Origin of the sequence: Myxococcus qinghaiensis (assembly GCF_024198215.1) — a bacterium.
In the GTDB taxonomy this organism is placed as follows: Bacteria; Myxococcota; Myxococcia; order Myxococcales; family Myxococcaceae; genus Myxococcus; species Myxococcus qinghaiensis.
Map to the genome: position 1 here is coordinate 558,686 of NZ_JAKCFA010000001.1, position 26,998 is coordinate 585,683.

At 69.7% G+C, this 26,998-nt stretch carries 22 protein-coding genes and 1 tRNA gene; 12 read left to right on the forward strand and 11 right to left on the reverse strand.

All coding sequences use genetic code 11. The annotated features are described in order from the left end of the window. The first annotated feature begins 29 nt into the window (after window positions 1-29). The 3 genes from gcvT to gcvP all read left to right on the forward strand — a co-directional run bounded on the left by gcvT (window position 30) and on the right by gcvP (window position 4,529). On the forward strand, window positions 30-1,112 hold the full coding sequence (gcvT, locus tag LZ199_RS02295; RefSeq protein ID WP_253991975.1) for a glycine cleavage system aminomethyltransferase GcvT: 1,083 nt from the start codon (window positions 30-32) through the stop codon (window positions 1,110-1,112). 30 nt (window positions 1,113-1,142) lie between these two features. Then, window positions 1,143-1,535 carry a glycine cleavage system protein GcvH gene (gcvH, locus tag LZ199_RS02300; RefSeq protein WP_253991976.1) on the forward strand — a complete coding sequence of 131 codons (393 nt, stop codon included), beginning with the start codon at window positions 1,143-1,145 and terminating at the stop codon, window positions 1,533-1,535. Window positions 1,536-1,622: 87 nt separating this feature from the next. Beyond that, entirely contained in the window at window positions 1,623-4,529 is a 2,907-nt protein-coding gene (gcvP, locus tag LZ199_RS02305; protein ID WP_253991977.1) for an aminomethyl-transferring glycine dehydrogenase, read from the forward strand. 78 nt (window positions 4,530-4,607) lie between these two features. Here the strand turns inward: gcvP and LZ199_RS02310 are convergent, their stop codons facing one another. From LZ199_RS02310 to LZ199_RS02320, 3 genes are all read right to left on the reverse strand, one after another. Continuing rightward, entirely contained in the window at window positions 4,608-5,543 is a 936-nt protein-coding gene (locus tag LZ199_RS02310; RefSeq protein ID WP_253991978.1) for a cation diffusion facilitator family transporter, read from the reverse strand. A 70-nt stretch (window positions 5,544-5,613) separates the two neighbouring features. Beyond that, a complete protein-coding gene (locus LZ199_RS02315) occupies window positions 5,614-6,852 on the reverse strand; it encodes a TonB family protein (RefSeq protein WP_253991979.1) in 1,239 nt (412 codons plus the stop codon). 120 nt (window positions 6,853-6,972) lie between these two features. Beyond that, window positions 6,973-8,766 (reverse strand): SpoIID/LytB domain-containing protein, encoded by a 1,794-nt coding sequence (locus LZ199_RS02320; RefSeq protein WP_253991980.1) that lies wholly within the window; start codon window positions 8,764-8,766, stop codon window positions 6,973-6,975. Window positions 8,767-8,886: 120 nt separating this feature from the next. On the opposite strand from LZ199_RS02320, the gene LZ199_RS02325 reads away from it, so the two are divergent. Continuing rightward, a complete protein-coding gene (locus tag LZ199_RS02325; RefSeq protein ID WP_253991981.1) occupies window positions 8,887-10,551 on the forward strand; it encodes a right-handed parallel beta-helix repeat-containing protein in 1,665 nt (554 codons plus the stop codon). Between the two features lie 96 nt (window positions 10,552-10,647). On the opposite strand, the gene LZ199_RS02330 is transcribed toward LZ199_RS02325, so the two are convergent. Continuing rightward, a tRNA-Cys gene (locus tag LZ199_RS02330) sits at window positions 10,648-10,719 on the reverse strand. A 148-nt stretch (window positions 10,720-10,867) separates the two neighbouring features. On the opposite strand from LZ199_RS02330, the gene LZ199_RS02335 reads away from it, so the two are divergent. From LZ199_RS02335 to fdxA, 4 genes are all read left to right on the forward strand, one after another. Further along, window positions 10,868-12,019 carry an acyl-CoA dehydrogenase family protein gene (locus LZ199_RS02335; protein WP_253991982.1) on the forward strand — a complete coding sequence of 384 codons (1,152 nt, stop codon included), beginning with the start codon at window positions 10,868-10,870 and terminating at the stop codon, window positions 12,017-12,019. Window positions 12,020-12,118: 99 nt separating this feature from the next. Then, window positions 12,119-12,469 (forward strand): rhodanese-like domain-containing protein, encoded by a 351-nt coding sequence (locus tag LZ199_RS02340; protein ID WP_253991983.1) that lies wholly within the window; start codon window positions 12,119-12,121, stop codon window positions 12,467-12,469. Between the two features lie 72 nt (window positions 12,470-12,541). Continuing rightward, complete coding sequence (asd, locus tag LZ199_RS02345) at window positions 12,542-13,630, forward strand: aspartate-semialdehyde dehydrogenase (RefSeq protein WP_253991984.1); 1,089 nt, start codon at window positions 12,542-12,544, stop codon at window positions 13,628-13,630. Between the two features lie 108 nt (window positions 13,631-13,738). After that, a complete protein-coding gene (fdxA, locus tag LZ199_RS02350) occupies window positions 13,739-14,074 on the forward strand; it encodes a ferredoxin FdxA (protein ID WP_253991985.1) in 336 nt (111 codons plus the stop codon). 86 nt (window positions 14,075-14,160) lie between these two features. On the opposite strand, the gene LZ199_RS02355 is transcribed toward fdxA, so the two are convergent. The 3 genes from LZ199_RS02355 to LZ199_RS02365 form a co-directional block, all read right to left on the reverse strand. Next, window positions 14,161-14,961, reverse strand: a complete 801-nt coding sequence (locus tag LZ199_RS02355) for a hypothetical protein (protein WP_253991986.1) — start codon at window positions 14,959-14,961, stop codon at window positions 14,161-14,163. A gap of 132 nt (window positions 14,962-15,093) precedes the next feature. Next, on the reverse strand, window positions 15,094-16,146 hold the full coding sequence (locus LZ199_RS02360) for a hypothetical protein (protein ID WP_253991987.1): 1,053 nt from the start codon (window positions 16,144-16,146) through the stop codon (window positions 15,094-15,096). A 15-nt stretch (window positions 16,147-16,161) separates the two neighbouring features. Then, window positions 16,162-17,346, reverse strand: coding sequence for an MFS transporter (locus tag LZ199_RS02365; protein WP_253991988.1), 1,185 nt, complete (start codon window positions 17,344-17,346; stop codon window positions 16,162-16,164). A 78-nt stretch (window positions 17,347-17,424) separates the two neighbouring features. Here LZ199_RS02365 and LZ199_RS02370 point away from each other — a divergent pair, with 78 nt between their 5' ends. Further along, entirely contained in the window at window positions 17,425-17,901 is a 477-nt protein-coding gene (locus LZ199_RS02370; protein WP_253991989.1) for a GNAT family N-acetyltransferase, read from the forward strand. Here the strand turns inward: LZ199_RS02370 and hrpB are convergent, their stop codons facing one another. The 4 genes from hrpB to LZ199_RS02390 form a co-directional block, all read right to left on the reverse strand. Continuing rightward, window positions 17,902-20,466, reverse strand: a complete 2,565-nt coding sequence (hrpB, locus tag LZ199_RS02375) for an ATP-dependent helicase HrpB (RefSeq protein ID WP_253991990.1) — start codon at window positions 20,464-20,466, stop codon at window positions 17,902-17,904. Window positions 20,467-20,501: 35 nt separating this feature from the next. After that, window positions 20,502-22,391 carry a hypothetical protein gene (locus LZ199_RS02380; RefSeq protein ID WP_253991991.1) on the reverse strand — a complete coding sequence of 630 codons (1,890 nt, stop codon included), beginning with the start codon at window positions 22,389-22,391 and terminating at the stop codon, window positions 20,502-20,504. A 72-nt stretch (window positions 22,392-22,463) separates the two neighbouring features. Beyond that, on the reverse strand, window positions 22,464-23,168 hold the full coding sequence (locus LZ199_RS02385) for an HAD family hydrolase (protein ID WP_253991992.1): 705 nt from the start codon (window positions 23,166-23,168) through the stop codon (window positions 22,464-22,466). A 49-nt stretch (window positions 23,169-23,217) separates the two neighbouring features. Further along, window positions 23,218-23,877, reverse strand: a complete 660-nt coding sequence (locus LZ199_RS02390) for a HEAT repeat domain-containing protein (RefSeq protein ID WP_253991993.1) — start codon at window positions 23,875-23,877, stop codon at window positions 23,218-23,220. Between the two features lie 82 nt (window positions 23,878-23,959). On the opposite strand from LZ199_RS02390, the gene LZ199_RS02395 reads away from it, so the two are divergent. From LZ199_RS02395 to LZ199_RS02405, 3 genes are all read left to right on the forward strand, one after another. Beyond that, on the forward strand, window positions 23,960-24,352 hold the full coding sequence (locus LZ199_RS02395; protein ID WP_253991994.1) for a hypothetical protein: 393 nt from the start codon (window positions 23,960-23,962) through the stop codon (window positions 24,350-24,352). 254 nt (window positions 24,353-24,606) lie between these two features. Then, the gene (gene cglB, locus LZ199_RS02400) at window positions 24,607-25,896 is read left to right on the forward strand and encodes an adventurous gliding motility lipoprotein CglB (RefSeq protein WP_253991995.1); all 1,290 of its coding nucleotides are present in this window, start codon (window positions 24,607-24,609) and stop codon (window positions 25,894-25,896) included. A gap of 84 nt (window positions 25,897-25,980) precedes the next feature. Then, window positions 25,981-26,982 (forward strand): ATP-grasp domain-containing protein, encoded by a 1,002-nt coding sequence (locus LZ199_RS02405; RefSeq protein WP_253991996.1) that lies wholly within the window; start codon window positions 25,981-25,983, stop codon window positions 26,980-26,982. Window positions 26,983-26,998: the final 16 nt, after the last annotated feature.

Below are 26,998 nucleotides of genomic sequence, written 5' to 3' on the forward strand. Positions count from 1 at the left end.
TTCACCCCCCCCTTCATCAGGAGAAGCCGATGGCCCGGCGTACGCCGCTCAACGACGCCCACCGCGCGCTGGGCGCTCGGATGGTCGACTTCGCGGGCTGGGACATGCCCGTTCAGTACACCTCCGTCATCGCCGAGCACGAGGCGGTGCGCAACCACGTTGGCCTCTTCGACGTGTCGCACATGGGCGAGGTGGAGTTCACGGGTCCCGGCGCGCTGGAGACCGTCAACGCCCTCATCTCGAATGACCTCGCTCGCATCGCTGACGGGCAGGCCGTCTATGCGGGCTTGCTCAACGAGCAGGGGGGCTTCGTCGACGACATCGTCGCCTACCGCTTCAGCCCCGAGCGCATCCTCATCTGCGTCAACGCGAGCAACCGCGACAAGGACTTCGCGTGGATGAAGGAGCATGCGCGCGGTGTCACGCCCGTGGACCGGGGTGACGACTTCGCTCAAATCGCCGTGCAGGGCCCCAAGGCCGCCGGCCTGGTGCAGCGGCTGACGAAGACGGACACATCCAAGATTGGCACCTACCGCTTCGCGGAGGGCGAGGTGGCGGGCGTGCGCGCCATCATCTCGCGCACCGGCTACACGGGCGAGGACGGCTTCGAGCTGTACTGCGCGCCGGGCGACGCGGCGGCGCTCTGGAACGCGCTGCTCACCGAGGGCCAGCAGGACGGTGTGAAGGCGTGCGGCCTGGCCTCGCGCGACAGCCTGCGCACGGAGATGAAGTACGCGCTGTACGGCAATGACATCGACGACACGCACACCGCGCTGGAAGCAGGCCTGGGGTGGATCGTCAAGCTGGACAAGGCGGGCTTCATCGGCAAGGACGCGCTGGTGGCGCAGAAGGCCGCGGGCGTGAAGCGCAAGCTGGTGGGCTTCGAGCTGACCGGCGCGGGCATCCCCCGTCACGGCTACCCCATCCACAAGGACGGCAAGCCGGTGGGCGAGGTGACGAGCGGCACCATGGGCCCGACGGTGAAGAAGCCCATCGGCATCGGCTACGTGCCCGCGGAGCTGGCGGCGGAAGGCTCCACCTTCGACGTCGAGATTCGTGGTCGCGCCGTCCCCGCCGTGGTGGTGAAGACCCCGTTCCACAAGAAGCCCTGAGTTCCTTCCAGCCCTCTCGAGGAGCACCCCATGTCCGACGTGAACATCCCCGGTAACCTCAAGTACACCAACGAGCACGAGTGGGCCCGTGTCGACGGCAACAAGGTGGTGGTGGGCATCACCCACCACGCCCAGTCCACGCTCGGCGACGTCGTCTACGTGGAGCTGCCCAAGGTGGGCTCCTCCATCGACAAGGGCGAGGCGTTCGGCACCGTCGAGTCGGTGAAGGCCGTCTCCGAACTCTACTCGCCCGTGACAGGCAAGGTCGTGAAGGTGAATGACGCGCTCACCACCGCCCCGGAGACGCTGAACACCGATGCGTACGGTGCGGGGTGGATCGTCGAAATCGAACTCTCGGACACCAGCCAGCTGAGCGAGCTCCTGGACGCCACCGCCTACGGCGACCTGCTCAAGAACGCCTGAGAGTGAAGCGCCGCAGGGCCGTTGTTAGTGACGGTCCTCGAATTTTCCGACTCCATCGTCGTGAGTCGCACGCGAGCCACCACCGCCATGTCCCTGAACTGGAAGTACCAGGAGTCGTTCGCCGGCCGGCACATCGGTCCGGATGAGCAGGAGCTGAAGCAGATGCTGTCCGCGCTGGGCGTGGACTCGCTCGATGCCTTCATCGACCAGACCGTGCCTCCGGCCATCCGCTCCAAGGAGCCGCTGCGGCTGGGGCCGGCGCGCGGGGAGCATGACCTGCTCGCGCAGCTGGAGACCATCGCCGCGAAGAACCAGGTGTTCCGGTCCTTCATCGGCATGGGCTACCACGACACGCACACGCCCAACGTCATCCTGCGCAACATCTTCCAGAACCCGGGCTGGTACACCCAGTACACGCCCTATCAGGCGGAGATCGCCCAGGGTCGGCTGGAGGCGCTGCTCAACTTCCAGACGATGGTGATGGACCTGACGGGCCTGGAGGTCGCCAACGCGTCGCTGCTCGACGAGGGCACGGCCGCCGCCGAGGCGATGTCGCTGGCGCTGCACGTGAAGGGCGACGACGCCAATGCCGCCTTCTTCGTCTCCGAGGGCTGCCACCCGCAGACGGTGGACGTGGTGCGCACGCGCGCCGAGCCGCTGGGCGTGGAAGTCGTCGTGGGTGACCACCGCACGGTGGACCTGTCCGCGAAGAAGTACGTGGGCGCGCTGGTGCAGTACCCGGCCACGGACGGCGCGGTGCTGGACTACCGCGCGTTCGGCGAGAAGGTGCACGCGGCGGGCGGTCTGCTCATCGTCGCCGCGGACCTCTTGAGCCTCACGCTGCTGACGCCCCCGGGCGAGTTCGGCGCGGACGTGGCGGTGGGCAGCGCGCAGCGCTTCGGCGTGCCCATGGGGTACGGCGGTCCGCACGCGGGCTACTTCGCGACGAAGAACGCGTACACGCGCGTGATGCCGGGCCGCCTCATCGGCGTGTCCGAGGACGCGCAGGGCCGGCGCGCGCTGCGCATGGCGCTCCAGACGCGCGAGCAGCACATCCGCCGCGAGAAGGCGACGAGCAACATCTGCACCGCGCAGGTGCTGCTGGCCGTCATCGCCAGCATGTACGCCGTCTACCACGGGCCCCAGGGCCTGAAGGCCATCGCCGAGCGCGTGCACGGGCTCACCGTCCTGCTGGCGCGGGGCCTGGCGAAGCTGGGCCTGAAGGTCCGGCACGAGCAGTACTTCGACACGCTGCGCGTGGAGCTGACGACGCCGCAGGTGCGCGCGGTGCTCGCGGCGTCCGAGTCGGCGCGGATGAACTTCCGCCGCATCGACGACAAGACGCTGGGCGTGTCGCTGGACGAGACGTCCCGCGTGTCCGACGTGGAGGCCATCCTCACGGCCTTCGCCACGGGCGCGGGCAAGGCGGCGCCTCCGTCGCTGGACGACGTGGGCGCCAACGTGGAGACGCCGGTGGTGCCGGAGCTGCGCCGCACGAGCGCGTTCCTCACGCACGCCGTCTTCAACAGCTACCACTCCGAGACGGAGATGCTGCGCTACATCCGGCGGCTCGAGGCGAAGGACCTGTCCCTGACGCACTCGATGATTCCGCTGGGCAGCTGCACCATGAAGCTCAACGCCACCGCGGAGATGATTCCGGTGACGTGGCCGCAGTTCGGCCGGCTGCATCCCTTCGCTCCGACGTCGCAGGCGGCCGGCTACAAGGTCATCTTCGAGCAGCTGGAGCAGATGCTCTCGCAAATCACGGGCTTCGCGGGCTGCTCGCTGCAGCCGAACGCGGGCAGCCAGGGCGAGTACGCGGGCCTGCTCGTCATCCGCGCGTACCACCAGGCGCGAGGGCAGGGGCACCGCGACGTGTGCCTCATCCCGTCCTCGGCGCACGGCACCAACCCGGCCTCCGCCGTCATGGCGGGCTACAAGGTCGTCGTCACCAGGTGCGACGAGAATGGCAACATCGACCTGGGTGACTTGCGCGCCCGCGCGGAGGAGCACAAGGACAAGCTCGCCGCGCTGATGGTGACGTACCCGTCCACGCACGGCGTGTTCGAGGAGGAGATCAAGGAGATCTGCTCCATCATCCACGAGCGCGGCGGTCAGGTGTACATGGACGGCGCGAACCTCAACGCGCAGGTGGGCCTCACGGCGCCCGGGCTGGTGGGCGCGGATGTCTGCCACATCAACCTGCACAAGACGTTCTGCATCCCGCACGGTGGTGGTGGCCCGGGCATGGGCCCCATCTGCGTGGCCAGCCACCTGGTGAAGCACCTGCCGGGACACCCGGTCATCCAGACGGGTGGAGCGGATGCCATTGGCGCCATCTCCGCGGCTCCGTGGGGCAGCGCGAGCATCCTGCTCATCTCCTGGATGTACATCTCGATGATGGGCGGCGAGGGCCTGACGAAGGCGACGAAGCTGGCCATCCTCAACGCCAACTACATCGCGGAGCGGCTGCAGCCCCACTACCCGGTGCTGTACCGGGGCAAGCGGGGCAGGGTGGCGCACGAGTGCATCGTCGACCTGCGCCCGCTGAAGAAGACGTCGGGTGTCGAGGTCGAGGACGTGGCCAAGCGGCTGATGGACTACGGCTTCCACGCGCCGACGGTGTCGTTCCCCGTCGCGGGCACGCTGATGATCGAGCCCACGGAGAGCGAGTCCCGCGCGGAGCTGGATCGCTTCTGCGACGCGATGATTGCGATTCGTCAGGAGATTCGCGAAATCGAGGAGGGGCGCATGCCGAAGGACAACAACGTCCTGAAGAACGCGCCGCACACGGTCCGCACGATTACGAATCCGGAGTGGAACCGTCCCTACTCGCGCGAGCTGGCTGTCTTCCCGGCCCCGTGGGTGCGTGAGAACAAGTTCTGGCCGTCCGTGGGCCGTCTCAACAACGTGCTCGGTGACCGCAAGCTCGTGTGCTCGTGCCCGCCCATCGAGGACTACATGACGCCGGAGACCAAGCCCGCCGTCGCCTGACGGGCCGCACGCGCTCGGTGAAGCCCGGGGCCGTCTCCCTCACGTGGGAGGCGGCCCTTGTCTTTCGCGCGGACCGCCTCAGCTCACGTGCGGCGTGACGCCCTGTGCCCGGGAGGTGCCCGCGTGCTCGGGCTCCACGTGGACGACGACGTCCACCACCTGCGGATACGCGGCGTGGAGGGTGCGCTCCACGCGGTCCGCCACCTCGTGGGCCTGGGCGGTGGTGAGGTTCGGGTCCACCTCGATTTTGAGGTCCACGTAGACGCTCTCCTCCATGCCTCGGCTGCGCACGTCGCGGCAGCTGCGCACGCCGGCCACGCCCACGGTGTGCTGCGCCACCTGCGCCGGGTCCAACCTCGCCGTGTCGGAGAGGATGCCCACCGCCTGCCGGACGATGCCGTAGGCCACCCACGCCACGAAGACCATGACGCCCAGCGCGATGATGCCGTCCGCCTTCGGATAGCCCAGCGCCACCAGGCCCAGCGACGCGAGCACCGCCAGCGTGACGTAGACGTCGGACATCGTGTGGCTCGCGTCCGCCAGCAGCAGGCTGCTCTGGTACTTGCGCCCGTAGTGTCCCTCCACGCGCGTCACCGCCAGGTTGACGCAGAGGGTGAGCACCATGACGACGGCCATGGCGGGCGTCACCTGCGAGTGACGCTCATACAGCAGCGAGTCGAGCGCCATGCGCCCCAGCTCCAGCATGCCGATGCCAATCATCGCGCCGATGCCCAGCGACGCGAGCGCCTCGAACTTGCCGTGGCCGTAGGGGTGGTCCTCGTCCGCCGGCCGCGAGGCCACGCCCATGGCGACCAGGCCCAGCACGTTGGAGCCGCCGTCGATGAACGAGTGCAGTCCATCCGCCGTCACCGCGGCGGACTGGCTGAGGAAGCCGAAGAGGAGCTTGGCGCCCGCCACCACCCAGTTGGCCACGAGGATGGCCAGCAGCACGAAGCGGATGCGCTGGCTGCGCTGCTGGAGCGCGGCGCTTCTGTCGGCGGAGGACGTGTCCAAGGCGAGGCACCGTAACGGGAACGGCGCCCGGGGGCGAGGACCTCTCACGCCGCGCGTGATGAAGCGAACGTCAGTTGGGCTGGCGGAACAACCGCATGCGCGGGCCGCCCCCCATCTCCAGGAAGAAGCCGAAGGAGAAGCGCACCTTCGAGTCGTCGCTCAACAACCCGGGCGGAGGGTTGGGGAAGGGCTGCGCGCGCTGGAACGAGGACACCGCCTCCATGTCCAGGAAGTCCAGGCCGCTGCTCTTCTCCACCTCGATGTGGGTGACGCGGCCCTTCTCGTCCAGCGTGATTTCCAACAGCGTGTGCCGGTCCTTCCCGGTGAACATGTTCCCGGTCGGGTCCCTGCGGCGCAGCGTCTCGTTGGGGTTCCAGTGCATGCCCACGCTCTGCTTCACGCGGTTGAAGAAGCTGGCGTACTTCCACTCGCGCGAGTTGAGCAGCGTGCCGTCGCCTTCATCCACGTCGCGCAGGTGGTCATTGGGCGCGGCGCCCAGCACCTTGTCCATCACCGCGCGAGACGGCATCAGCGCGGCGATGCCCGGCGAGCCCACGCGCCCGGCGGAGCCTTCCTGCTCGCCCCCGGTGCCCGGCTGGATTCGCAGCCGCTTCGCGTTGCCCGTCAGCTCTTCGCTCTCGTTCTGGTTGTTCACCGCCACGCCGCCGGGCGTGTTCGGGTCCGTCTTCACCTTCACTTCGTTCTTCTTGTGGATGTCCGGGACTTCGAAGGCGAACTTCTGCCCCCCCTCCGCGAGCGGCCGGTCGTCGTTGCCCATCCCGTTGTTGCCGGCGATGTGCGGCGCCTGCGGCGCCACGTCCGCGCCCTTCTGCTCCTGCGGCGCCGTGCGCTGCGGCATGGCGTTGCGGTAGTTGGGCGTCTGCTCCCGGGCCCGCGTCTCCTTGTCCACGCGGTTGTTGTGCTCCGCCAGGTACTTCGCGTCGGGCGCTTCCTGCTCGTTGCCCGGGGCCAGGTCCACCACCTGCCCGTCGGGCCGGGTCTCCGGCTTCTTCTCCTCGGGCTTCTTGTCCTGGACGCGGGGCTTCTGGGTCGTCTGCGTCTTCGAGTCCGTCTTGCCCCGGTTGCGCGCCCACTGGTCTTCCGTCAACGGCCTCACGGCCACGGAGGTGGGGGGCCGGGTGACGGGCTTGCGCTCCCGGCCCGTCGGGGGAAGCGTTCCCGTGAAGAGCACGACGGCCAGGTAGGCGCCATGCAGCAGCAGGGCAAGCAGCACCGCGGCGACCACTCGCCAGGGAGATGCTCGCCGCCGCTTGCGGCGCCAGTCTGTCGGAGAAGAACCCGTGCTCACGGCGCGATGATAAACCTCCGGGCCCGCTGCCTAGTCCCGTCCCGTTCGCGGCGGAACACCTGGGCAGGGGAGGACATTCACGAGACGTGCACTGGTTCTCAGGCGCGCCCCCTCTTCAGGTCAGTAGATGGGGGCGACTTCAGCACCATTGAAGTAGTGACGGAGGATTTCCTGGTAGCGCTGCCCGGCTTCCGCTCGGCCGATGGCTCCCGTCTGACACATCCCTACTCCGTGGCCCCAGCCGCCGCCACGGAAAAGCCAGTGGGTGGGTCGGCCCTCGGCGTCCCGCTCGGCTTCCACCACCGCCATGCTGCTGTTCAGCATCCCGAAAAGGCGGCGGATGTTCAGCTCCCCACGCACCTGGGTGGCCCCCAGGTCCCCGGATAACGCGAGCACCCGGGCCCGGCCGGACACGCCCCGCTCCTGGAAGCTCATGGCCTGGACGCGTCCCACCCCCAGCCGGGTGACGAGCGCGTCCACCTGGGCCGCCGTGAAGCGCTTCTCCCAGCGGAACTTGCTGGGCTGGGCGAAGCTGGACAGCCGGCAGGCGGCCCTCACGTCGGGCGCGGCCAGCCAGGCCTCCAGGCGGGAAGGGGGAGGGGTGTTGCCCGAGGGCTCCAGGAGGTCCGGGCGTCCGCGCAGGCTCGGGTCGGGCGGGCCGCCCCAGACGATGTCGTTGTCCTCGGTGTGGCCGCCGCACACCGCGCTGTAGACGGAGTCCACCAGCCGCCCGTCCGCGCTGAAGAGGGCCTGGCCCCGGGTGGCCTCCACCGCCGCGGACGTGCTGGCCGCCTCGCCCGTGCGCCCCCGGTACACCGCGCAGTGCTGCTCCGAGCACAGCAGATAGGGGTCCGCCAGGTGCTTGATTCCCACCTTCGCGAGCACCTCGCCGCGCGCGGTGACGGCCTGGGCCTTGAGCGCCTCCGAGTGGGCCCGGGCGAAGATCTCCGCGGGCACCAGGCCCTTGAGCAGGTCCTCGAGCGGCACCACGTTCACCACCGCCAGCAGGCCCAGCCGGTCCACCGAGAACTGGAGCGCGCCCCGGAACGTCCGGTCCTCGAAGCCGTGGAAGTCGTAGCCGACGCCGAACTCCACCTGGCGCACGTCGAAGCCCGCGCCGTCCGGTGAGTCCGCGTCCAGCTTGTCCTGCGCCAGGCCCACCACCGCGCCGGACTCGTCGCGCACCTCGAGGATGGCGCGCGCGGGCGTGCGGACCTCTTCGAAGAGCAGGGTCCTCGCGCCGAACTGGCGCAGCAGCTCCGCCTGTCGCGTCGCGGCCTCCTCGGGCGTGAGCACCTCATCCACCAGGAGCAGTGAGCGCCGGTTGTCGATGACCTTGCCGGCGATGCCGTACACCCCGCCCAGCACCTGCGTGCGCACCGCGAGGCCCCGGGCCCTCCACTCCTCCTGCGCGGCGGCGAGTCCCTCCCGGTCCGCGAACCGGTGCTCGCTCAACTGCACGCGCGCGGAGAGCACCGCCGGCGTCCCCTGCGTCACGCGCACCGTCCACCGCGTCCCCGCCGCGGCGTCCAGCACCTTGTCCACCGCTCCGCCGAAGCGCATCCGCATCCGGCCTCGGGGAGAGAAGGTCGCCTCGCGCCGTCCCTCCATGAGGCGGATGGGGAGCCGAGGCTCTCCGCCCCGGAAGTCCAGGCGCTTCAGCTCGCCGGGGCCTGGGATTCCCTGGGCGAGCGGGTCTTCTGCTGGCGCGCCCGGTGATGCACTCGGGTCCACGCCCGCGTCGCTCGTTCCTCCGTCCTCGGAGGAGGGCGGGGGGCCCGCATCCGTCCCGGCGTCCTGGCGCTCGTCGGCCTGGGCCTCCACGGAAGGAGTCGACAGGCGCGGTGGAGGCTTGGGGCTCGCGCAGGAGGCGAGCAGCACGGCGGAGAGCAGGAGCGGGACGGCGGTGCGCACGGGGGGCGACACCGTACCCGCCGGGGCGGGGCCTGTCACGGACCGGACGCCCGGTGGCCCGTTCGGGTGGGCTTGTCACGTGGCGAATAGAACGCGGCGCGTAATGCGTTCGTCCTGCTCATGCGAATTTTCAAAGGCAACTACCTGAAGCTGAAGACTCCCGTGGCCGCCCTGGCCGCCAGCCTGCTCATGCTCGGTTCGACCGCTCACGCAGCGGGCCTGGGTGCCTTCATCCCGACGCCGAAGATCCCCGGTGTCTCGGCGCCCCAGACGCCAGCCACTCCCTCGACGCCCGGTGCCTCGACGGCGACCGGCAGCCTGCCTCCCATCGGCGTGCAGGCCGTCCCCAACACCCCCGTGGCCGCGCTGCCGTCACACCCGGACCACTCCAACATCGCCACGCCTTCGCCCCAGCCGGGCATCCAGGCGAACGCGCTGTCGCAGGCGTCCGAGAAGTCCTTCACCCGCGAGTGGGTGGTGAGTCCTTCGGGCAATGACGCGGGAGACGGCAGCGCCGCGCAGCCCCTGAAGACGATTACGAAGGCCGTCAGCCTGGCGGGCCCCGGCGAGGTCATCCGCGTGCAGGCCGGCACCTACGCCGAGCGCGTCATCATCGGCGCCAACGCGAAGGCGGGCACCGAGGGCGGCAAGATCACCCTCCAGGGGGAGGGCAGCCCGCGCATCATCCCCGGTGCTGGCAGTGGGGCCATGGTGCAGGTGCGTCAGCCCCACTGGGTCATCGACGGCTTTGAGCTGGACGTTCAGCGCCAGCCCATCTTCGGCGTCACCTTCGAGGGCAACGTCACCGGCTCCACGCTGGCGAACTCGGAGCTGCACCACGGCGGCGGCGGCGCGGGCGTGACGACCTACAACAATGCCTCGGGCGCCATCATCGAGAACAACCACATCCACGACTTCTTGAAGGCGACGGGCAACCAGGACTCGCACGGCGTGGTCGTGCAGCCCACGTCCAAGGACATCACCGTCCGCAACAATGACATCCACAGCAACTCGGGTGACTCCGTGCAGTGCCTGGGGCCCGAGGGCTTCAGCTCGCTGCCGCCCGCCAACGGGCTGCTGGTGGAGAACAACCACTTCTACAACAACCGTGAGAACGCGGTGGACATCAAGACCTGCTACGGCGTGGTCATCCGCAACAACCGCATGCACCAGTTCCGCCCGACGAGCACCGCCAAGGGCGACGTGGTGGTGATTCACTACTCCGCCAACAACGTGATGGTGGAGGACAACGAAATCTACGACGGCGCCAAGGGCATCTCCGTCGGTGGCAACCACGAGGGCCCGGTGCCCTCCGGCATCGTCGTGCGCCGCAACCGCGTGCACGACATCACCAACGCGGGCGGCGGGGAGGGGACGGGCATCCGCCTGGAGAACTCCAAGGGCACCGTGGTGGTGAACAACACCGTCACCAACGTGTCCACCGGCCTCATCATCGGCCACGGCACGGGCGGCCCCACCCAGGCTCCGGTGGTGCGCAACAACATCCTGGACGGCGCCATCTCCGTGGACCTGGGCGGCCAGGCGCCGGGCATGAAGCTGGGCAACAACCTCTTCGCCGCCAGCGGTCAGTTCAAGAGCAACGGCGCGGTGGTGGGCGTGGAGCAGTTCAAGAGCACGGCGGGGGATGCGTCGTCCGCCAGCGGCTCCGCGGACCTGGGCGACGGCTTCGGTCCGGGCCTGCTGGCCGTGGACAAGGGCATCGACGTGGGGCTGCCGTTCTGCGGCGGCGCTCCCGACATCGGCGCGGTGGAAATGGGCTGCTGAACGAGCGGGCCCACGCCTGTCCGGTGGGCCACCAGGCTTGCTGAAAAAGAGAAGGCCCGATGCGGAGAGACTTCCGCATCGGGCCTTTTCTTTGTGAGGCGCCACCCGGATTCGAACCGGGGAATGAAGGTTTTGCAGACCTTTGCCTTACCACTTGGCTATGGCGCCAACGGCTTGGGGCCGGGTTTATACGCAGCCCGGCTGGGCCCGGTCAAGGATTCAACGGAAGCGGCGGGCGGCTCCGGCCGGTACGATTCGCGTCAAAGCGAGCCCGTGGGTGGGCTGCGCGCGAACGAACGGGCCGAGGGGTTTCCAGATGCTGCATGGGCATGGGGTGTACGAGGAAGAGCACGAGGCTTTTCGCCGCACCGTCAGGGCGGTGGTGGAGAAGGAGATCCTCCCCCACGTCGCGGGTTGGGAGGAGGCGGAGGAGTTCCCCCGGGAGCTCTTCGCGCGCTTCGGGGAGCTGGGCTTCCTGGGGTTGAAGTACCCCGTGGAGTTCGGAGGCACGGACGCCGGCTGTCTCTACGAGGCGGTGCTGCTGGAGGAGCTGGGGCGGTGTGGCTCGGGCGGCGTGTCGGCGGGCCTGGGAGCGCAGTTCACCATCGCCACCGGCCCGCTCCACCTGTTCGGCACGGAGGAGCAGAAGCGCCGCTGGCTGGCCCCGGCGATTCGGGGCGAGAAGATTGGCGCACTGGGAATCACGGAGCCGGACGCCGGCTCGGACGTCGCGGGCCTGCGCACCACGGCGCGGCGCGACGGCGCGCACTACATCGTCAACGGCTCCAAGACGTACATCACCAACGGCGTGCGCGCGGACTTCGTCGTCATGGCGGTGAAGACGGACACCTCGGCCGGGCACAAGGGCCTGTCCATGCTGGTGGTGGAGAAGGACACGCCCGGCTTCACGGTGAGCCGCAAGCTGAAGAAGCTGGGGTGGCGGGCCTCGGACACCGCCGAGCTGTTCATGGAGGACTGCCGCATCCCCGTGGAGAACCTGCTCGGAGTGGAGAACCAGGGCTTCTCGCAGATCATGGGCAACTTCCAGTGGGAGCGGCTGTCGCTCGCGCTGGGCGCGGTGGGCGCCATGGAGGACATGCTGGAGCGCGTCGTCGAGCACGTGAAGTCGCGCCGCGCCTTCGGCCAGTCGCTCAGCCAGCTCCAGGTGGTGCGTCACAAGCTGGCGGACCTGTTCACCGCCCGCGAGTGTGCCCGCCAGCTCACCTACCACGCGCTGCGGCTGCACGCGGCGGGCGAGTGGGCCGTGGCGCAGACCTCCATGGCGAAGAAGGTGGCCACCGAGACGGCGTGCCGCGTCGCCGACGAGTGCCTCCAACTCCACGGGGGCGCCGGCTACATGATGGAGTACGACATCCAGCGTCACTGGCGCGACGCCCGCCTGGGCCCCATTGGCGGCGGGGCCAGCGAGGTGATGAACGAGATCATCGCCAAACAGATCGGCCTCTAGGGCACGGGTCCGCGGGGGGAGGGGCAGGCGACCAGGCGGGATGGAAGAGGACCGCGAAGTCCCTGGTTGAGCCCCGAGAGCCCCCCCGCGGAGGTCCTCGTGGAGTCGAGCATCCTGTGTACCGAGCTGTACCTGCGCCTGGGTGATGATGAGATCCTCGTCATCGACTGTCGCGCCCCCACCGAATGGGAGCACCATGACCTGCACATCCCTGGCGCCTTGAGGATGTCCCCCTCGGAGGTGGCCAGGGATCACCGCATGCTCCCCGATGACGAGCTCATCGTCCTGTGTGGCGGCACGCACGACGGGTCCGATGTCAGCCGGGTCTGCCGACTCTTGCGCATGCACGGGCGGGAGGCGGTGTGCCTCGACGGGGGACTCTCCGCGTGGATTCGGGGGGGCTACCCCACCGAGCGCCGAGGCCGTGCCCAGGTGGCGATGCCCCGCTGAGGTTCGGTGGATGCGGTGCGTCGTCAAAGGGTGTATGGAGCGGCGGACTTCCTCCCTTGGAGAACCGTCCCCATGGCCAAGCTTCGTGCCGCCCTCGTTGGCGCCACCGGACTCGCGGGTCAGCAATTCATCGCGGCCCTCAGGAATCACCCGTTCATCGAGCTGACCGGCCTGGCCGCGTCGCCTCGCTCGGCGGGTAAATCCTACGGGGACGCCCTGCGCACGGCCAACGGCATGACGGCGTGGTTCGTCTCCGAGCCGCTGTCGCCCGAAATCGCCCGCATGCAGGTCGTCAGCGGCGACGCGCTGCAGGCCAAGGACTACGACCTCGTCTTCTCCGCCGTGGAGGCGGACGTGGCGCGGGAGCTGGAGCCCCGGCTGGCGAAGGACATCCCCGTCTTCTCCGCCGCCAGCGCCTTCCGCTACGACGACGACGTCCCCCTCCTCATCCCCCCCGTCAACGCCGCGCACGCGCCGCTCGTGCGTGAGCAGCAGCGCAAGCGGGGCTGGAAGGGCTTCATCGTCCCCAGCCCCAACTGCACCACGACGGGCCTGGCCGTCACGCTGGCCCCCCTCGCCGAGCGCTTCGGGGTGAAGGCCGTGCTGATGACCAGCCTGCAGGCCATGTCCGGCGCCGGACGCTCTCCGGGCGTCATCGGCATGGACATCCTCGACAACGTCATCCCCTACATCCCCAAGGAGGAGCACAAGGTCGAGGTGGAGACGAAGAAGATCCTCGGCGTCCTGAACGCGGGGGGCGCGGCCCTCACCCCCCACGACGTCCGGGTGTCCTGCACCTGCACCCGCGTGGCGGTGCTGGAGGGGCATACCGAGTCCGTCTTCGTCTCGCTCGGCACCAAGGCCACGGTGGCCGAAGTCACCCAGGCGATGCGCGAGTGGCGCGGCGCCGAGGTGGCCAGGGACCTGCCGTCCTCGCCCGTCCGTTGGATTGAGGTGATGGATGACCCCTTCCGTCCCCAGCCGAGGCTGGACCGGGAGACCCACGGGGGCATGGCCACGACGGTCGGCCGCGTGCGCGAGGATGGTGTGCTGGAGAACGGCTTCAAGTACGTGCTCGTCTCCCACAACACCAAGATGGGGGCCGCGCGCGGGTCCATCCTCGTGGCCGAACAGCTGCGGGCCCAGGGGTTGCTCGGCTGACAGCGACACGCGTCGGACAGGTGTCGCAAATTCAGGGTGCCATCCCTGGAACGAACCATTAGTCTGCGCGCCCACGGACGCGCTGAAGATATTTAGAGGAGAGCTTTCATGGCCTACGTCGTCGCGGACCCTTGCATCAAGTGCAAGTACACTGACTGTGTCGAGGTCTGCCCGGTCAATTGTTTCTACGAGGGTGCGAACTTCCTGGTCATCCACCCCGACGAGTGCATCGACTGTGGTGCCTGCGAGCCGGTGTGCCCCACCAAGGCCATCTTCCCGGAGACCGAGCTGCCCGGGAAGTGGTCGGAGTACAAGGCGCTGAACGCGGACTTCGCCACCAAGTGGCCGAACATCGCGGAGAAGAAGTCGCCGCTGGGTGAGGCCGAGGAGTACAAGGAGAAGGACGGCAAGCGCGCCATGCTGGACACCGCGCCCGGCAAGTAGCCCGCTGGCGCCTGTCGCGCCCGTGCGTCTCATGGAGGCCCTCCCGCCCGCTGCTGGCGAGAGGGCCTTCGCCGTTTCGTGCCCGCTCATCCAGCACGCAGCGAGTGGAGCTTCAGCCCGCGTGCCTCCAGGGCCTCCCGCAGCCGGGTGACCTGCTCGGTGGGCACCGGACCATGGTGTCCCTGGAGGTGGAGCCGCACCTCGCGAGGGCCCGTCCGCTCCACCTCCACCGTGGCGTCGAGTGTCCCCCGGACGCTGAGGCTCAGCGCGGGACGCTGCGACTTCACGAAGACCTCGATGCGCTCGATGAGCTCCAGCGCGGAGTCGACCCGGGACGTCGGCGCCGCCTCGCTCCTCGCCGCGCCTCCAGTCGCCGAGCTCCTCCCCTCCGGACCGACTCCCTCCACGGCCGTGGAAGTCCGGTGGGAGTCCCGCGACGCGGCGGAGGGCTCCGTGCCGCAGGGGCTGCTCGGAGGGGCAGGGGCGCGAGGCTCCCGAGCGAGCTCCCGCGAGAGGAGGTCCGTGAGTCGGTGCTCGGTGCGCTCCTGGCTCGCCGTCTGGGCTTCACCGCGCACGCTGCCCAGGCGGGAGGACTCGGCGTGCATCGCCTGTCGCGTCACCGTGAGGCGCTCGGGCGTCGACAGCGCGCCTCGGGAGGTCGCGAGGACGGTCGACGTGGTCCGCGCGGTGCCGGGCCCCACCGCGCCGGGCAGGGGGCGAAGCGTCGCGGTCCGCGTGGGCCGGGTGTCGGGTGTGGCGGACCTGGGCGTGGGGGGCGCGGGCCTCTTCGGCGCGGCTTCCCGGAGGGCCCGCTGGAACCGTTCTCCGTCAGGGCGTTGCCGCGTCGGAGCGCTGCTTTCGGTACGGGCCTCGGTGTCGACCTTCATGTCATCCCTCGCAGGCATGGGCGCGAGGGACGAAGCAGTCGTCATGCCAGGGCTTCGACACCAGTGAGGCGCATGTCGAAGGAGGACGTCACCGTCCCGACGCGCGGAGGCGAGGCTCCGACGAGGGACGGTTCAGCGTCCCTTGCTTCCGAAGGCGCCGGGCTGGACGGGGGCGATGCCGGACAAGTCGTTGACGGCCAGGGGGCATGAGGCCAGGGCCATCGGCTCGACGAGGGTGCCGACGCGCGCCCAGTCCCGCTCCTGGAAGAGGAGCGCGTCGCGAATCTCGACGGACGAAATGCCCTTCTTGTATTCCCAGAAGCGCCCGCGCACGAGCACGCGGTTGCCCTTGAGCAGCTTGTTGAGGTCGACGTACTGCTTGTCCTGGAGGATGGCGGTGATGTCCACGCGCTCGCGCTTGCGCGGCTTGCCGAACTGGAACTCGTAGGTCACCGTCGGGGGCGGCTCGGGCTCCACCCAGACGAGCCGCGCCACCATGCGCTCCGGCTCGGGCTCCTCGCCCTTCTTGAGCTTCTTCTTCTTGGGCTTCTCCAGCTTGACGTCCACCAGCTCCATGCCGCTGAACGCCAGGTCGTGGTCCAGGTAGTTGTCGCGGAACAGCGCCTCGGCGGTGGACATGGCCACCGAGTTGACGCGCTGGACCTCCTCCGCGTAGCGCTCGCGCAGCACCGGCAGGGTGAGCAGGAAGCTGTCCACGGGCTTCACGCCGTCGGCGAGGAAGCGCAGCCGCGCCATGTCGATGGCGGGATAGAAGGGGACGAGTGACTCGGCGGTCTGGAGCCAGTCGGCGCTCAGCTTCTTGTCGATGAGCACCCGGCGCACCATGGCCACGAAGAAGCTGTTGCCCGGGAACCGGTCCGTCACCAGCTGGGTGCTCAGCGCCTGCACCAGCGCCGGGTCCAGCATGAAGTTCTCGTCGCGCTTGTGGAACTGGGTGCCCACCTCGCCCAGCATCGTCAGGAACGCGCCCACCAGCTGCGCGCAGTTCGCATCCGCGGTGCCCTGGTTGAGGGCCTGGTACAGGCGCGTGCGGGTGAAGCGCTTGTCCACGGCCTCCTCGCGGAAGGTGGGGGCTTCACCGGTGCCGAAGAAGAACTCCGGCTGAGCGATGGCGGGGCCGGCGAGCAGGCCCAGGGCAAGTGCGAGCAGTCGGGCGATACGCATGAGGACTCCAGCCTATCACCCCGAGGCCCCTGCGGAGAGGGGCCTTGGCAAGGGCTCCGAGGGTGCGATGGCGGCCCTCAGGACAAGGCCCGCGGCCACCAGCTCCAGCACCCCGGCCACGGCGAAGAGCCGGTGCCCCCCGAGCCAGTCGTAGCCGACGCCAGCGGACAGGTAGCCCATCAGTCCTCCCAGGCCGAAGGTGAACGCGGCGAACAAGGCCTGGCCGGACGCCCGCATCTCCGGGGGCACGCGTCGCGAGAGGAAGGCCACGCTGCCCACGTAGAAGGCGCCGAACGTCAGGCCATGCAGGGGCGCGAGCAGCAGCAGTCCCGTGGGGGACGACACCAGGGCCATGCCGCCCCAGCGCAGCGCGCTCATGGCGAAGGCGAAGGCCAGGACGTTGCGCGGCGCGAGCCCTCCCGCCACGCGCGGGTAGAGCGCCATCACCCCCACCTCCGCGAGCACGCCCAGGCCCGCCACGGTCCCCACCACGGCGGGGGAGAGGCCCAGGGCCATGACGTGGATGGAGAACGTCCCATGGAACGGCGCGCACGCCATCCAGTGCAGACAGGTGGCGGCGAGCAGCCAGCGCAAATCCTTGTGACGCAGGAGCCGAAGTCCCGCGAAGGGGCTCAGTCCCCGGCTCGCGGCCGCGGTGTCGCGGAGGGTGAGGCTCCAGGGCACCAGCAAGGCGAGCAGCGCGAGCGGAGCCAGGACCACCGTGCGGTCCACGTCCGTGGCGAGCAGTCCGAAGAGGACGGACGAAGCGATGAAGCCCAGCGAGCCGAAGAGGCGCAGGTGCGAGAAGCTGTCGCCGGTGCGCGCGACGTGGTGGAGGGTGAGGGTGTCCATGAGCGGGGTGAAGGCGGACGCGAAGCACGCGTACAGCGCCATTGCGGGGACGAGCGTCTCGAAGGTGCGGGCGCTGGCCACCAGCCCGAAGGCGAGCGCCGCGCCGAGCGCCAGCACGGTGAGCACGCGGGACGTACGGCCGGTGCGGTCGGCGAGGTGCCCCCACAGCGGAGGGACGAGCAGCGAGACGCAGGGGCTGAGGCACAGCAGCAGTCCCACCTGCGTCGCCGAGAGGGAGAGCGACTTGAACCAGGCGGGCAGGAACGGGAGGACGATGCCCACCGTGGCGAAGTAGAGGAAGTAGAAGCCCGCCAGCGGCAGGCGGCTGGCGATGGGGCGGGGGCTCATGGACGGTTTGGACCTTGACATGGCCGGGTGCTTTTCCGCCTGTTGACCTCGCGTCCTTTTGTGTACCTTGCCCTCGACATGGCCAGTCCCACGGATACTTCCGCGCCCGTCTCCATCACTCAGATCCAGAGTGAGGCGGAGCTCTTTCAGGCGCTCGCCATCCGCGAGGTGGTGTTCATCGAGGAGCAGCACGTCCCCGAGGGCATCGAGCGGGATGCAGAAGACGCACACGCCTACCACATCATCGCCAACCAGGGAGGCCACGCCATCGGCACGGGGCGGCTGGTGATGCTGCCTCAGCCTCCCTCGGGTGAGCAGGGTCTGTGGGGCCAGGTAGGGCGCATGGCCGTGCTCCAGGCGCACCGCAAGGCGCGCGTGGGCTCGCTGCTGCTGACGTCGCTGGAGGAGGAAGCCCGGCGACGCGGCGTCCAGGGCATCATGCTGCACGCGCAGCTCTACGCCCTGGAGTTCTACAAGAAGCACGGCTACACCGAGATGGGCACCGTGTTCCTCGAGGGTGGCATCGACCACCTCGAGATGCGCAAGCGCTTCTAGTCAGCGGCGAGGAGGACGGGGCGCGGGCGGCTGCGCGTGCCTCGGGTCCTCCGGCCAGGAGTGGCGCGGATACTTGCGACCCAGCTCCTTTCGGAGCGCCGGGTAGTGCCGCTCCCAGAAACCCGCCAGGTCGGTCGTCACCTGTACGGCGCGCATGTTGGGCGCGAGCAGGTGCAGCACGAGTGGCACGCGGCCCGCGCAAACGCTGGGCCCCTGGGCCAGCCCGAAGAAGTCTTGCAGGCGTGACTCCACCCAGGGCGGCTTGCCCGGCTCGTAGTTCACCTTCACGCCCCGGCCACCGGGCAGCGTGACGCGCTCGGGAGCGTGGGTGGCGAGCAGTCGTTGTTGCTCGGAGTTGAGCCGCGCGTAGAGCGCGTCGATGAGGGACACGCCCTCCAGGTCCTTGAAGCTGCGCGCGTCCGAGCAGAGGGAGGCGAGCGCGTCGCGCAGGAAGGTGTCATCCACGGCGGGGAACTTCGCCTCGGGGAAGGCCTGGGCGAGCAGGGCCACGCGCGTGCGCCACTGTTGCAGGGCTTCGGGGTCGGCGAAGCGACCGGGCCCGGCCGCGAGCGCCGCTTCGACGAGGACGCGTGCCGTTGCTTCCGACGCGGGCGCGGGGGCGCGGGTCTCCTCGAGCATGAGGTTGCCGTAGGACAGGCGCGTGAGGCGCTCCACGCGGCGGGCCTCGGCGTTCCACTGGAGGGTGTCCACCTCTTCGAGCGTGTCGGGGTAGAGGTCCAGCAGCCACTCGGGTTCCACGGCGCTGGCCAGTCGCACCACGGCGCCTTTACCCGGGCGCTCCTCGGCGTCCACTGCCACCATGAGGTCTGCGTCCTGTACGACGCTCAACTCGGAGAGGGACGCGGTTCCGCCGCCGAAGAGGAGCAGCTCGGGTGCGCGAGGCCGACGCCTGCGCGCGACGCGGTCCGGGTAGCCCGCGAGGACGCTGAGCATGAGTGCCTGCTCGATGTCCTCCGCGCGGTGCGGCTTGTCGCCCTGGCCGCGCACGGCGCGACGCAGCTGCTTCTGCACGCGGTCCACGGACTGCACCGCGCCCTGTTCGAGGGAGAGCGAGTGCAGCCGGCCGGAGGCGAAGCCCGCGCGCTCGGCCTCGCGGAAGCGCTCCAGCAATTCGAGCAGGTCCGAGGGGCCACTGACGACCGCGGAGGCGCGTCCACCTCCGCCCAGGTTGGCGCGAGCCTCGCGGCGGATGTCCCGTTCGCCCATGAGGGCCGCGAGCGTGGCGGCCTCGGCGCCGACGCCCCGGCGCTCGCCTTCGACGATGACGCGGGCCTGGCGGGGGTGGACGGGGAAGCGCAGCAGGCGTTGGCCCACGTCGGTGACAAGGCCCTTCGCGTCGACGGCGCCGAGTCGACGAAGCAGCGTCTCCGCCGCGTCGAGCGAGGCCGCGGGAGGGGGCTCGAAGAACGGGAAGGCGCCGAGGTCGACGACGCCGGAGGCACGCAGGGAGAGCACGGTCTCCGCCAGGTCCATGCGGCGGATTTCGGGGGCCTCCTGCTCGGGGCGGCCGTCGAAGTCGTGCTGGGTGTAGAGGCGGACGCAGTGGCCGGCGCGGGTGCGACCGGCGCGTCCGGCGCGCTGGATGGCGGAGGCGCGGCTCACCTTGGACAGCTTGAGGGTGGGCAGTCCGGACCAGGGCGAGTGGCTCGCGACACGCGCGAGGCCCGTGTCGATGACCACGGAGACGCCGTCGATGGTGACGGACGTCTCCGCCACGTTGGTGGAGAGGATGATCTTCCGGCGCGGGCTCTTGCGCACGGCGCGGTCCTGTTCCGCGGGGGAGAGGTCTCCGTGGAGCGGGAGGACGTCGGTGTCGTGGCGCTCGGCGAACTCCGCGCAGGCGTCGCGGGTGCGGCGAATCTCCCCGGCGCCAGGGAGGAAGACGAGCACGTCGCCATCCACGCCGTTGGTGAACAGGCGCTTGATGGCGGAGAGGACCTGCAGGTCCAGGTGACGGTCATCCGGAGCGGGGAGGTACTCCACGCTGACATCGTAGCGTCGGCCCTGGGAGCGCAGGGAGGGGCAACCTCCAAGGTACGCACGAACGGGTTCGGCCTCCAGGGTCGCGGACATGACGACGAGCTTGAGGTCAGGGCGACGCGTCTCTTGCAGGCGGCGAAGCAGCGCCAGTGAGATGTCAGCGGACAGGTGGCGCTCGTGGAACTCGTCGAGCACGACGATGCCCACGTCGCGAAGGGTGGGGTCGGACAGCAGGCGGCGTCCGAGCACGCCCTCGGTGACGAAGGACAGTCGGGTCTTGGCGCTGCGCACGTCCTCGAAGCGGACCTGGTAGCCGACGGTGTCGCCCACGCGCTCGCCGATCTCCTCGGAGACGCGCTGGGCGGCGAGTCGGGTGGGGAGGCGTCGCGGCTGGAGGACGACGATCTCCTTGCCTCCGCCGAGCCCCGCTTCCAACAGTGCGCGAGGCACGCGCGTCGTCTTGCCCGCGCCAGGAGGTGCCTCGAGCACGAGCGAACGAGCCCCGCGCAAGGTGGTGACGATGTCCGGAAGGAGCGGGTCGATGGGAAGGGCGGCGTCCGCCATGTCCGGGTACCTCTAACGCGCGAGCCGAAGCTCGCTCAGGGGGTCTCGGTTCCAGCCGCGCCAGGCGTAGACGTCACGCCCTTCTTCTTGCGCACGGCGGGAGCCTGGGCACGCGAGGGTGCCGGAGCGGCCGAGTCATCAGACGCAGTGGGCGCGCCTGAATCGCGAGCGCGGCCGCGAGCAGGTTGTGCGCGTGCATTCTCTGCCGCGTTGGAGGTATCGCCGGCAACTGAAGGCGAGCCAGCGTCGCGAGCGTGTCGTCCGCGAGCAGGTTGTGTGCGTGGGTCCTCTGCCGCGCTGGAGTTGTCGCTGACGGTTGGAGGAGCGCCAGCACCGCGAGAGCGTCCGCGAGCAGGCTGTGCGCGCGAGCCTTCCGAGTCGTTGAAGGTGTCGTCAGCGCTTGGAGGCGAGCCCGCGTCGCGAGCAGGCTGTGCGCGCGAGCCTTCTGCGTCGTTGGAGCTGTCGCCGGCGGTTGGAGAAGAGCCCGCGTCGCGAGCGCGTCCGCGAGCAGCCTGTGTTCGCGAGTCTCCTGACTCGGTGGAAGGATCGCTGGTGGTTGGAGCTGAGCCCGCGTCACGAGCACGTCGTCCGCGCTCTCCTTCTGAAGGGCCGGGCGCTTCGCCCGACGTCAAGCCGGCCTCTGCGGCGCGCTTGCGTCCGCGACCCGAGCCAGGACGTGAGGCCTCCGCCGAGTTCGTGCTGTCATCGCCAGAAGAAGGAGCCTCCTCCGACTCGCGCCTGCGTCCACGAGGAGCCGATTCGCGTGGTTCCGCCGTCGCGGCGCCGGGCTCGTCCTCGCGGGTCTGGCTCGTCTCGAACTCTCGAAGGGATGGAGCCGCTTCGCTCTGGGAATCAGAGGTGTCCTTGCCCAGGTGCGCGTCGACGTGCGCCTCACGCTTGCGTCCGCGAGCGCCGCCCTGGCCGGGCGCGGCGTCATCCACCGATGCCTCCGGCCCACTCGTCGCCAGCTCGTCGGAGCCAACAGTGTCCGTGCTGCCATCGCGAGGTCCGGCCGTTGCCGGTTCCTTGCCATGCGCCATGCGAGTGTCGACCGCCTCCTCATCAAGAGGCACATCTCTGTTCGACGCGTGCGGCGGACGGGTTGGCACCTGGTCGTCGGAGGACGAATCGAGGGCGGCGACCTCCGCCAGCTCGGCCTCGGTGGGCTCCATGGAGTCCGAGGGTTCGAGGTCGAGCGCGCCCAGTCCGTCGTCGGAGGGCGCCAGTCCGCGACCCGCTTTACGCTTGGGCTTGAGTCCGAGCGCCGCGGCTTCATGGACGCTGGGGACGGGGACGAGCGCGGCCTCGGAGAGCAGTCGCGCCTGTCGCAGCGCCACCTCGAGCTTGCGCCCCAGGTTCACCAGTTCCTCGCGGAGCACGGCCTCCTGTTCGAGCGAGAGCGGCGCGGGCTCATGACTGGCGCGCCAGGCGGCATGCGCGGCGGCGACCTGGTCCATCACGGGACGGACGAGCGCGAAGTCCTCGCGAGCGAAGATGCGCGAGACATAGGAGCTGCGGGTGCGCCGCTCGTAGGACGTGGCGTACTCGAAGACGACTTCTCGAGGCGCACGTCGGAGCTGGGCGAACTTGAGGTGGGGGAAGAGCGCTTCGATGACAGGCGCACGGCTGCTGGCGGTGAAGGTGATGCCCGCGTGCAGCTTCTCCAGGGAGTCGACCCAGAGCCCCTGTTGGTGGAAGGCATATTCCTCGCGGGCCTCATCCAGCTCGGGGAGGTCCTTGACTCGGTCGACCACGCCGGCGGCGGGGGCGCGAGTGGTGCGCACCAGCTCCAGGGCGGTGGTCAGCCAGCTCTTCTCGGCCTCCAGGCCGGGGCGACCGGCGAGCATCTCTCCCGCGGTCGCGATCCGACCCTCGAAGGCCTCGGCGAAGCGGATGAGCTCATAGGACTCGAGCGTGGATGACATGCGACGGGCTCCTCGGAAGGGCGGCGGGAGATACCACAGCCCGGGCTCGGCTCCGAGCGCGGGCGGAAGGGGTCAGCTTCCCCCGAGCAGCGTCGGAAGGGCGTCGCGGTGCGAGAAGTCCGGGAAGGCGGCATGGGCGCCGGCCTGCAAGAGGGCCTCGGCGGTGAAGGTCCCCGTGCCCACGCCGATGCACTCGGCGCCGATGCCGAGGGCCGCGTCGACGTCCTTGGGCGTATCCCCGATGATGACCACCCGGCACTCCTCGCGAGGGGCGCCGAGCGTCGCCGCGCCTGCCTCCGCGCCACGGCGGATCAGCTCCACGCGGTTCTCATGGTCACAGCCGAAGCCGCCGAAGGCGAACTGGTCGTGGATGCCCACGCGCTCCAGCTTCAGACGCGCGCCGTCGCGGACGTTGCCGGTGCCCAGGCCCACGGCGAAGCCGGGGCGAGCGCGCGCCGCGAGCACGGCCTCGCGCATGCCGGGGAACACGCGATAGCGCGCGTCTTCGACCTTCTGGATTTCGTCCGCGAGGTGGGTGAGGTAGGCGGCGATGCCAGCATCGATGGCGGCCTCGGTGTCCTCGACGCCGATGACGCGCAGGGCGGTGCGGACGATGCCCCGGTCCGTCATGCCGGACATGTGGAACGAGTCGCAGGCATCGCGGCGGCCGTGAAGCTGCTCGAAGGCGCGGTCCATGGCCCGGCGTCCCGCGCCGCCGGTGGTGACGAGGGTGCCATCGATATCGAACAGGAGGACCGTGGGGCGCATGGCCCCCATCTAACGGAAGGCCCGGGCCGACGCGAGCCCCGAGTCATGTCGAGAGCGCTCAGGGCTCCGCGAGGCTGAGTCCTCGCTGGAGTGCTTCGCGCACGAGGGGGCGTTCCTCCAGGGGAAGGCGTTCCTCGAGTGCCTGACGGGCCTGCTGTCCACCCAGTCGCCCGAGCGCCAGGGCCACGGCCTCCCGAACGGGGTCTTCGCGGTCCACCAGTCGCGCCGTGAGGGGACGGATGGCCTCGGTGCCCAGGCAGCGAGCCAGGGCTCCCGCGGCGCTGGCGCGGACATCAGCGGGAGCACGCGGATCCTCCAGGACCTCCTGGATGGACGGTGCGCCCTGGGGCGGGTCGATGAGGGCCAGCGACGCCATGGCCCGCTCGCGCCGCGACGAGGGAGCCGCGCCGTCCACCACGAGCGAGCGCAGGACAGGCACGGCCTGCGGCCCGAGCCGACGCCACTGCTCCTCTCGAAGCGGCCCCTGGGAGGCGTCGAGTAACGTCAGCACCTGCTCCCGCAGGTCGCCCGGTGCGGCCGGAATGGGCGAGGAGGGCACGGCCGAGGGCGGTTCCCCCGAGGCGTGCGAGTACGCGAGCGCGGTGCTCCCGGAGCTCGCGAGCAGTCCCGCTCCGAGCAGGAGATGCCACCACTGTCGTCCCCGCGAGGGGAGGGGCGCGACGGTATGGCGAGGTGGCGGCGAGGTCGGTGTTGGCATGGGGGCGCCTCGAGCAGGGGAACGTCCTGGGTTATACGCCGGTTGACCGCTCCGACTCGAACCCCGTTATGGTGCCGCGTTGATGGCTGGACGCGTCTTCTTCTTTCTGCAGCACGCCACGTACGAGCCGGCCTTCCAGGCGGGCTCCATGGGCATCACCGCCGTGGCGATGGGCGACGAGGTCTACTTCGTCTTCGCCTTCGACGCGCTCCGCTCCTGGGTGGGTGGAACTTTCGGTCAGCCCGAGAGCGAGCGGGAGCGTGAAGAGCACGCGCGAGGAGAGTCCCTGGGTGTGGCACCGCCGCTGAAGATGCTGCAGGAGGCGAGGGCGCTGGGCGCGAAGCTGATCGCCTGCGACACGACAGTGCGCCTGTGCGGCCTTGAGCCCGAGTCACTCCACGGCCCCTTGGACGAGGTGATGGGCCTCGCCTCGCTGTGGCGACTGACGCAAGGGGCGCGCACGCTGACGCTCTAGGTGATCCACGTCGAAGAGGAGCCAGGCAGGCGCCAATGTCGTCAACGCCACACCGGGTGTGTGCCTGCCGAGCGTGAGCCATCGGCTCCTGCTGTAACCTCGCAGTATGGGTTGAACCTGATGCGCCCTGCCTTTTGAGGCTGTAGCCTCCGAGGGGAGTCACGCGTTACTCTTCCCCTCAAGCCGTCCCCTGAAGAGCCCGGCCGCGCGGAGCTCCGCGTCCCCCCATGAGAAGCAGAAGGAATTCATCACCTATGCGCGCCAAGTTGCCCCTCCTGAGCGCTCTCGTCTTCGGCGCCCTCTCGGGTGTCGTCGCCGCGGGTTGTCAGTCCTACGACTTCGAGCCGGTGGAGCCGCTCGCCATCGCGCAGACGACGGTCGAGGAGACCATCACCGCCCTGTCGAGCAAGCCCAACATCATGATGTTGGTGGACGTCTCCGGCTCGATGACGCTTCCGGTGGATACGACGCGGCCGTCCTGCCAGGTGCCGGATCAAGGCACCGGCCCGCTGACGCTGTGTGGCAACACCAACCCGTGCCCCACGGCGACGTGCCCCACGCGGTGGTCCGAGCTGCAGGCCGCCGTGCCCCAGTTCCTCGCGAACAGCGGTCCCTATGTCCGCTTCGCGCTCACGACCTATCCCCAGGCCACGGAGGACTCCTCGAGCATCGAGGCCTGCACCAGTGCCTCCTCGACCTCGGTCCGCAGGGATTTGCCGATCGTCGAGGACGATGCCTCGCTGCTGGCGCACGCCAACTCCATCAACGACCTCATCCAGGGCATCCCCAACAGCGGCACCGGCAGGCCCTTCGGTGGAACACCGACCAGTGGAAGCCTGAACTTCATCGGGCAGATTCCTGCCTTGCAGGTCAAGGACCGCAAGAACTTCGTCATCCTCCTGACGGACGGTCTCCCCAACTGCAATGCGAACAATGAGTACTCTGGCGTTGATCAGCCCGCGCTCTGCAAGTGCACCGTCCCTGGCACCACCTCCTGCGGCACGAGCGGGGCGGCCTTCGAACGTCGTGGCTGCCTTGACACCAACGCCTCCGTGCAGGCCGTGCAGGCGCTGAAGGACCAGGGCATCACGACCATCGTCATCGGCTTTGGCGCCGAGACGGCGGCGGGGGATGGTCCGGTGGTGCTCCAGTCCATGGCGGCGGCGGGTGGTTTCGCCCGCTCCTGCGCGGATGACGCGACGGCCTGTGGTTCCAACGACACGTGCATCGCGGCGACGGGCCTGTGCGGCCGGGCCTTCTACCAGGCGGGCAACCAGACGGAGTTGGCCGAGGCGCTGGAGCGCATCAGCAAGGAAGTCATCAACCCGGAGCCCTGCCTGATTCCCCTCAAGGGCCCGCAGCGGCCCTCGGACCCGAAGCTGGTCGTCGTCTACATCGAGGGCGAGCGCACCCTGGCGGGTGACGGGACCTGGGCGCTGACGGACGACGGCGTGCTCTTCAACGGCGCGGCGTGCGAGCGCATCAAGAACTCCCGGCCGGAAGCGCCCATCAACATCGAGATTCGCGCCATCCGCCAGCGCTAGGCAGTCGGACGGGGGCGGCTTTACCCGGGCGGGTGTGGGGATTATAGGTCCCCTCGCCTCTGGCCCGGTTCGCCGTCCCCGCCCATGAAAGTCACCCTCCTCTCGCGGTCCGCTTCCATTCCCTCCACTCGGCGTCTTGTCGAGGCGGGCCGCGCGCGGGGGCACAAGATGCGCGTGCTCAACCCGCTCCGGGTGCAGATGCACCTGGACGGGGGCAGCGCCACCCTCTACTACGACCGCAAGAAGCTGGCGCCCACGGACGTCGTCCTGCCGCGCATCGCCCAGTCCATCAACACGTATGGGCTCGCGGTGGTGAACCAGTTCGCGCTGGGCGGGGTGCCACTCGTCAACCACGCCCAGGCCATTGCCCAGTCGCGCAGCAAGATGCGCTCGCTGCAACTGCTGTCCGCGCATGGCATCGACATTCCCGCCACAGTGATGGCGCGGGACGCCGCCCACCTGAAGGAGATGGTGGGGCTGGTGGGTGGGGTGCCGGTGCTCGTGAAGCTGCTCCAGGGGCAGGAGAACCACGGGGTGATGGTGTGCGAGAGCCTCCAATCCCTGGAGGCCGCGCTCGAGGCGGTGCTCGGCCTGGGCCATAACCTGGTGATGCAGGAGTACGTGAAGAGCACGAGCCAGGACGTGCGCGTGCTCGTTGTCGGTGGCAAGGCGGTGGCCGCGGTGCGCCGCAGGCCGCGGCCCGGTCGGCTCGCCCACACGCTCATCAAGGGGGCTCGGCTGGAGGCGATGGAGCTGTCCGAGGGGCAGCGCGCCACGGCGGAGAAGGCCACGCGCCTGGTGGGGCTGGAAGTGGCGGCCGTGGACCTGCTGGACATCCAGGGGCAGTCGAAGGTCTTCGAGGTGAACAGCTCGCCCGCCTTGCCGGAGATGGAGGCCGTCACGGGCATGGACCTGGCCACGCCCATCATCATCCGCGCCGAGGAGCTGGTTGCTGGCGCGGAGCCCGTGTCCGTCCCGGACCTGCTTCCGCCCCGGGGCATGCCCCCGCCGGGCCTGCCGTCGTCCTCGACGACGCGCAAGAAGCGCTCGAGTCGCACGCCCACGGGTGGAGCAGGGGGCGCGTGAAGAGAAAGCCGGCGAC

Bases quoted from the DNA above. Each gene is read 5' to 3' on its own strand.
- gcvT (WP_253991975.1), top strand. From the start codon at position 30: ATGGCCCGGCGTACGCCGCTCAACGACGCCCACCGCGCGCTGGGCGCT.
- gcvH (WP_253991976.1), top strand. From the start codon at position 1,143: ATGTCCGACGTGAACATCCCCGGTAACCTCAAGTACACCAACGAGCAC.
- gcvP (WP_253991977.1), top strand. From the start codon at position 1,623: ATGTCCCTGAACTGGAAGTACCAGGAGTCGTTCGCCGGCCGGCACATC.
- LZ199_RS02325 (WP_253991981.1), top strand. From the start codon at position 8,887: ATGCGAATTTTCAAAGGCAACTACCTGAAGCTGAAGACTCCCGTGGCC.
- LZ199_RS02335 (WP_253991982.1), top strand. From the start codon at position 10,868: ATGCTGCATGGGCATGGGGTGTACGAGGAAGAGCACGAGGCTTTTCGC.
- asd (WP_253991984.1), top strand. From the start codon at position 12,542: ATGGCCAAGCTTCGTGCCGCCCTCGTTGGCGCCACCGGACTCGCGGGT.
- fdxA (WP_253991985.1), top strand. From the start codon at position 13,739: ATGGCCTACGTCGTCGCGGACCCTTGCATCAAGTGCAAGTACACTGAC.
- LZ199_RS02355 (WP_253991986.1), bottom strand. From the start codon at position 14,961: ATGAAGGTCGACACCGAGGCCCGTACCGAAAGCAGCGCTCCGACGCGG.
- LZ199_RS02360 (WP_253991987.1), bottom strand. From the start codon at position 16,146: ATGCGTATCGCCCGACTGCTCGCACTTGCCCTGGGCCTGCTCGCCGGC.
- LZ199_RS02365 (WP_253991988.1), bottom strand. From the start codon at position 17,346: ATGAGCCCCCGCCCCATCGCCAGCCGCCTGCCGCTGGCGGGCTTCTAC.
- LZ199_RS02370 (WP_253991989.1), top strand. From the start codon at position 17,425: ATGGCCAGTCCCACGGATACTTCCGCGCCCGTCTCCATCACTCAGATC.
- hrpB (WP_253991990.1), bottom strand. From the start codon at position 20,466: ATGGCGGACGCCGCCCTTCCCATCGACCCGCTCCTTCCGGACATCGTC.
- LZ199_RS02380 (WP_253991991.1), bottom strand. From the start codon at position 22,391: ATGTCATCCACGCTCGAGTCCTATGAGCTCATCCGCTTCGCCGAGGCC.
- LZ199_RS02385 (WP_253991992.1), bottom strand. From the start codon at position 23,168: ATGGGGGCCATGCGCCCCACGGTCCTCCTGTTCGATATCGATGGCACC.
- LZ199_RS02390 (WP_253991993.1), bottom strand. From the start codon at position 23,877: ATGCCAACACCGACCTCGCCGCCACCTCGCCATACCGTCGCGCCCCTC.
- LZ199_RS02395 (WP_253991994.1), top strand. From the start codon at position 23,960: ATGGCTGGACGCGTCTTCTTCTTTCTGCAGCACGCCACGTACGAGCCG.
- cglB (WP_253991995.1), top strand. From the start codon at position 24,607: ATGCGCGCCAAGTTGCCCCTCCTGAGCGCTCTCGTCTTCGGCGCCCTC.
- LZ199_RS02405 (WP_253991996.1), top strand. From the start codon at position 25,981: ATGAAAGTCACCCTCCTCTCGCGGTCCGCTTCCATTCCCTCCACTCGG.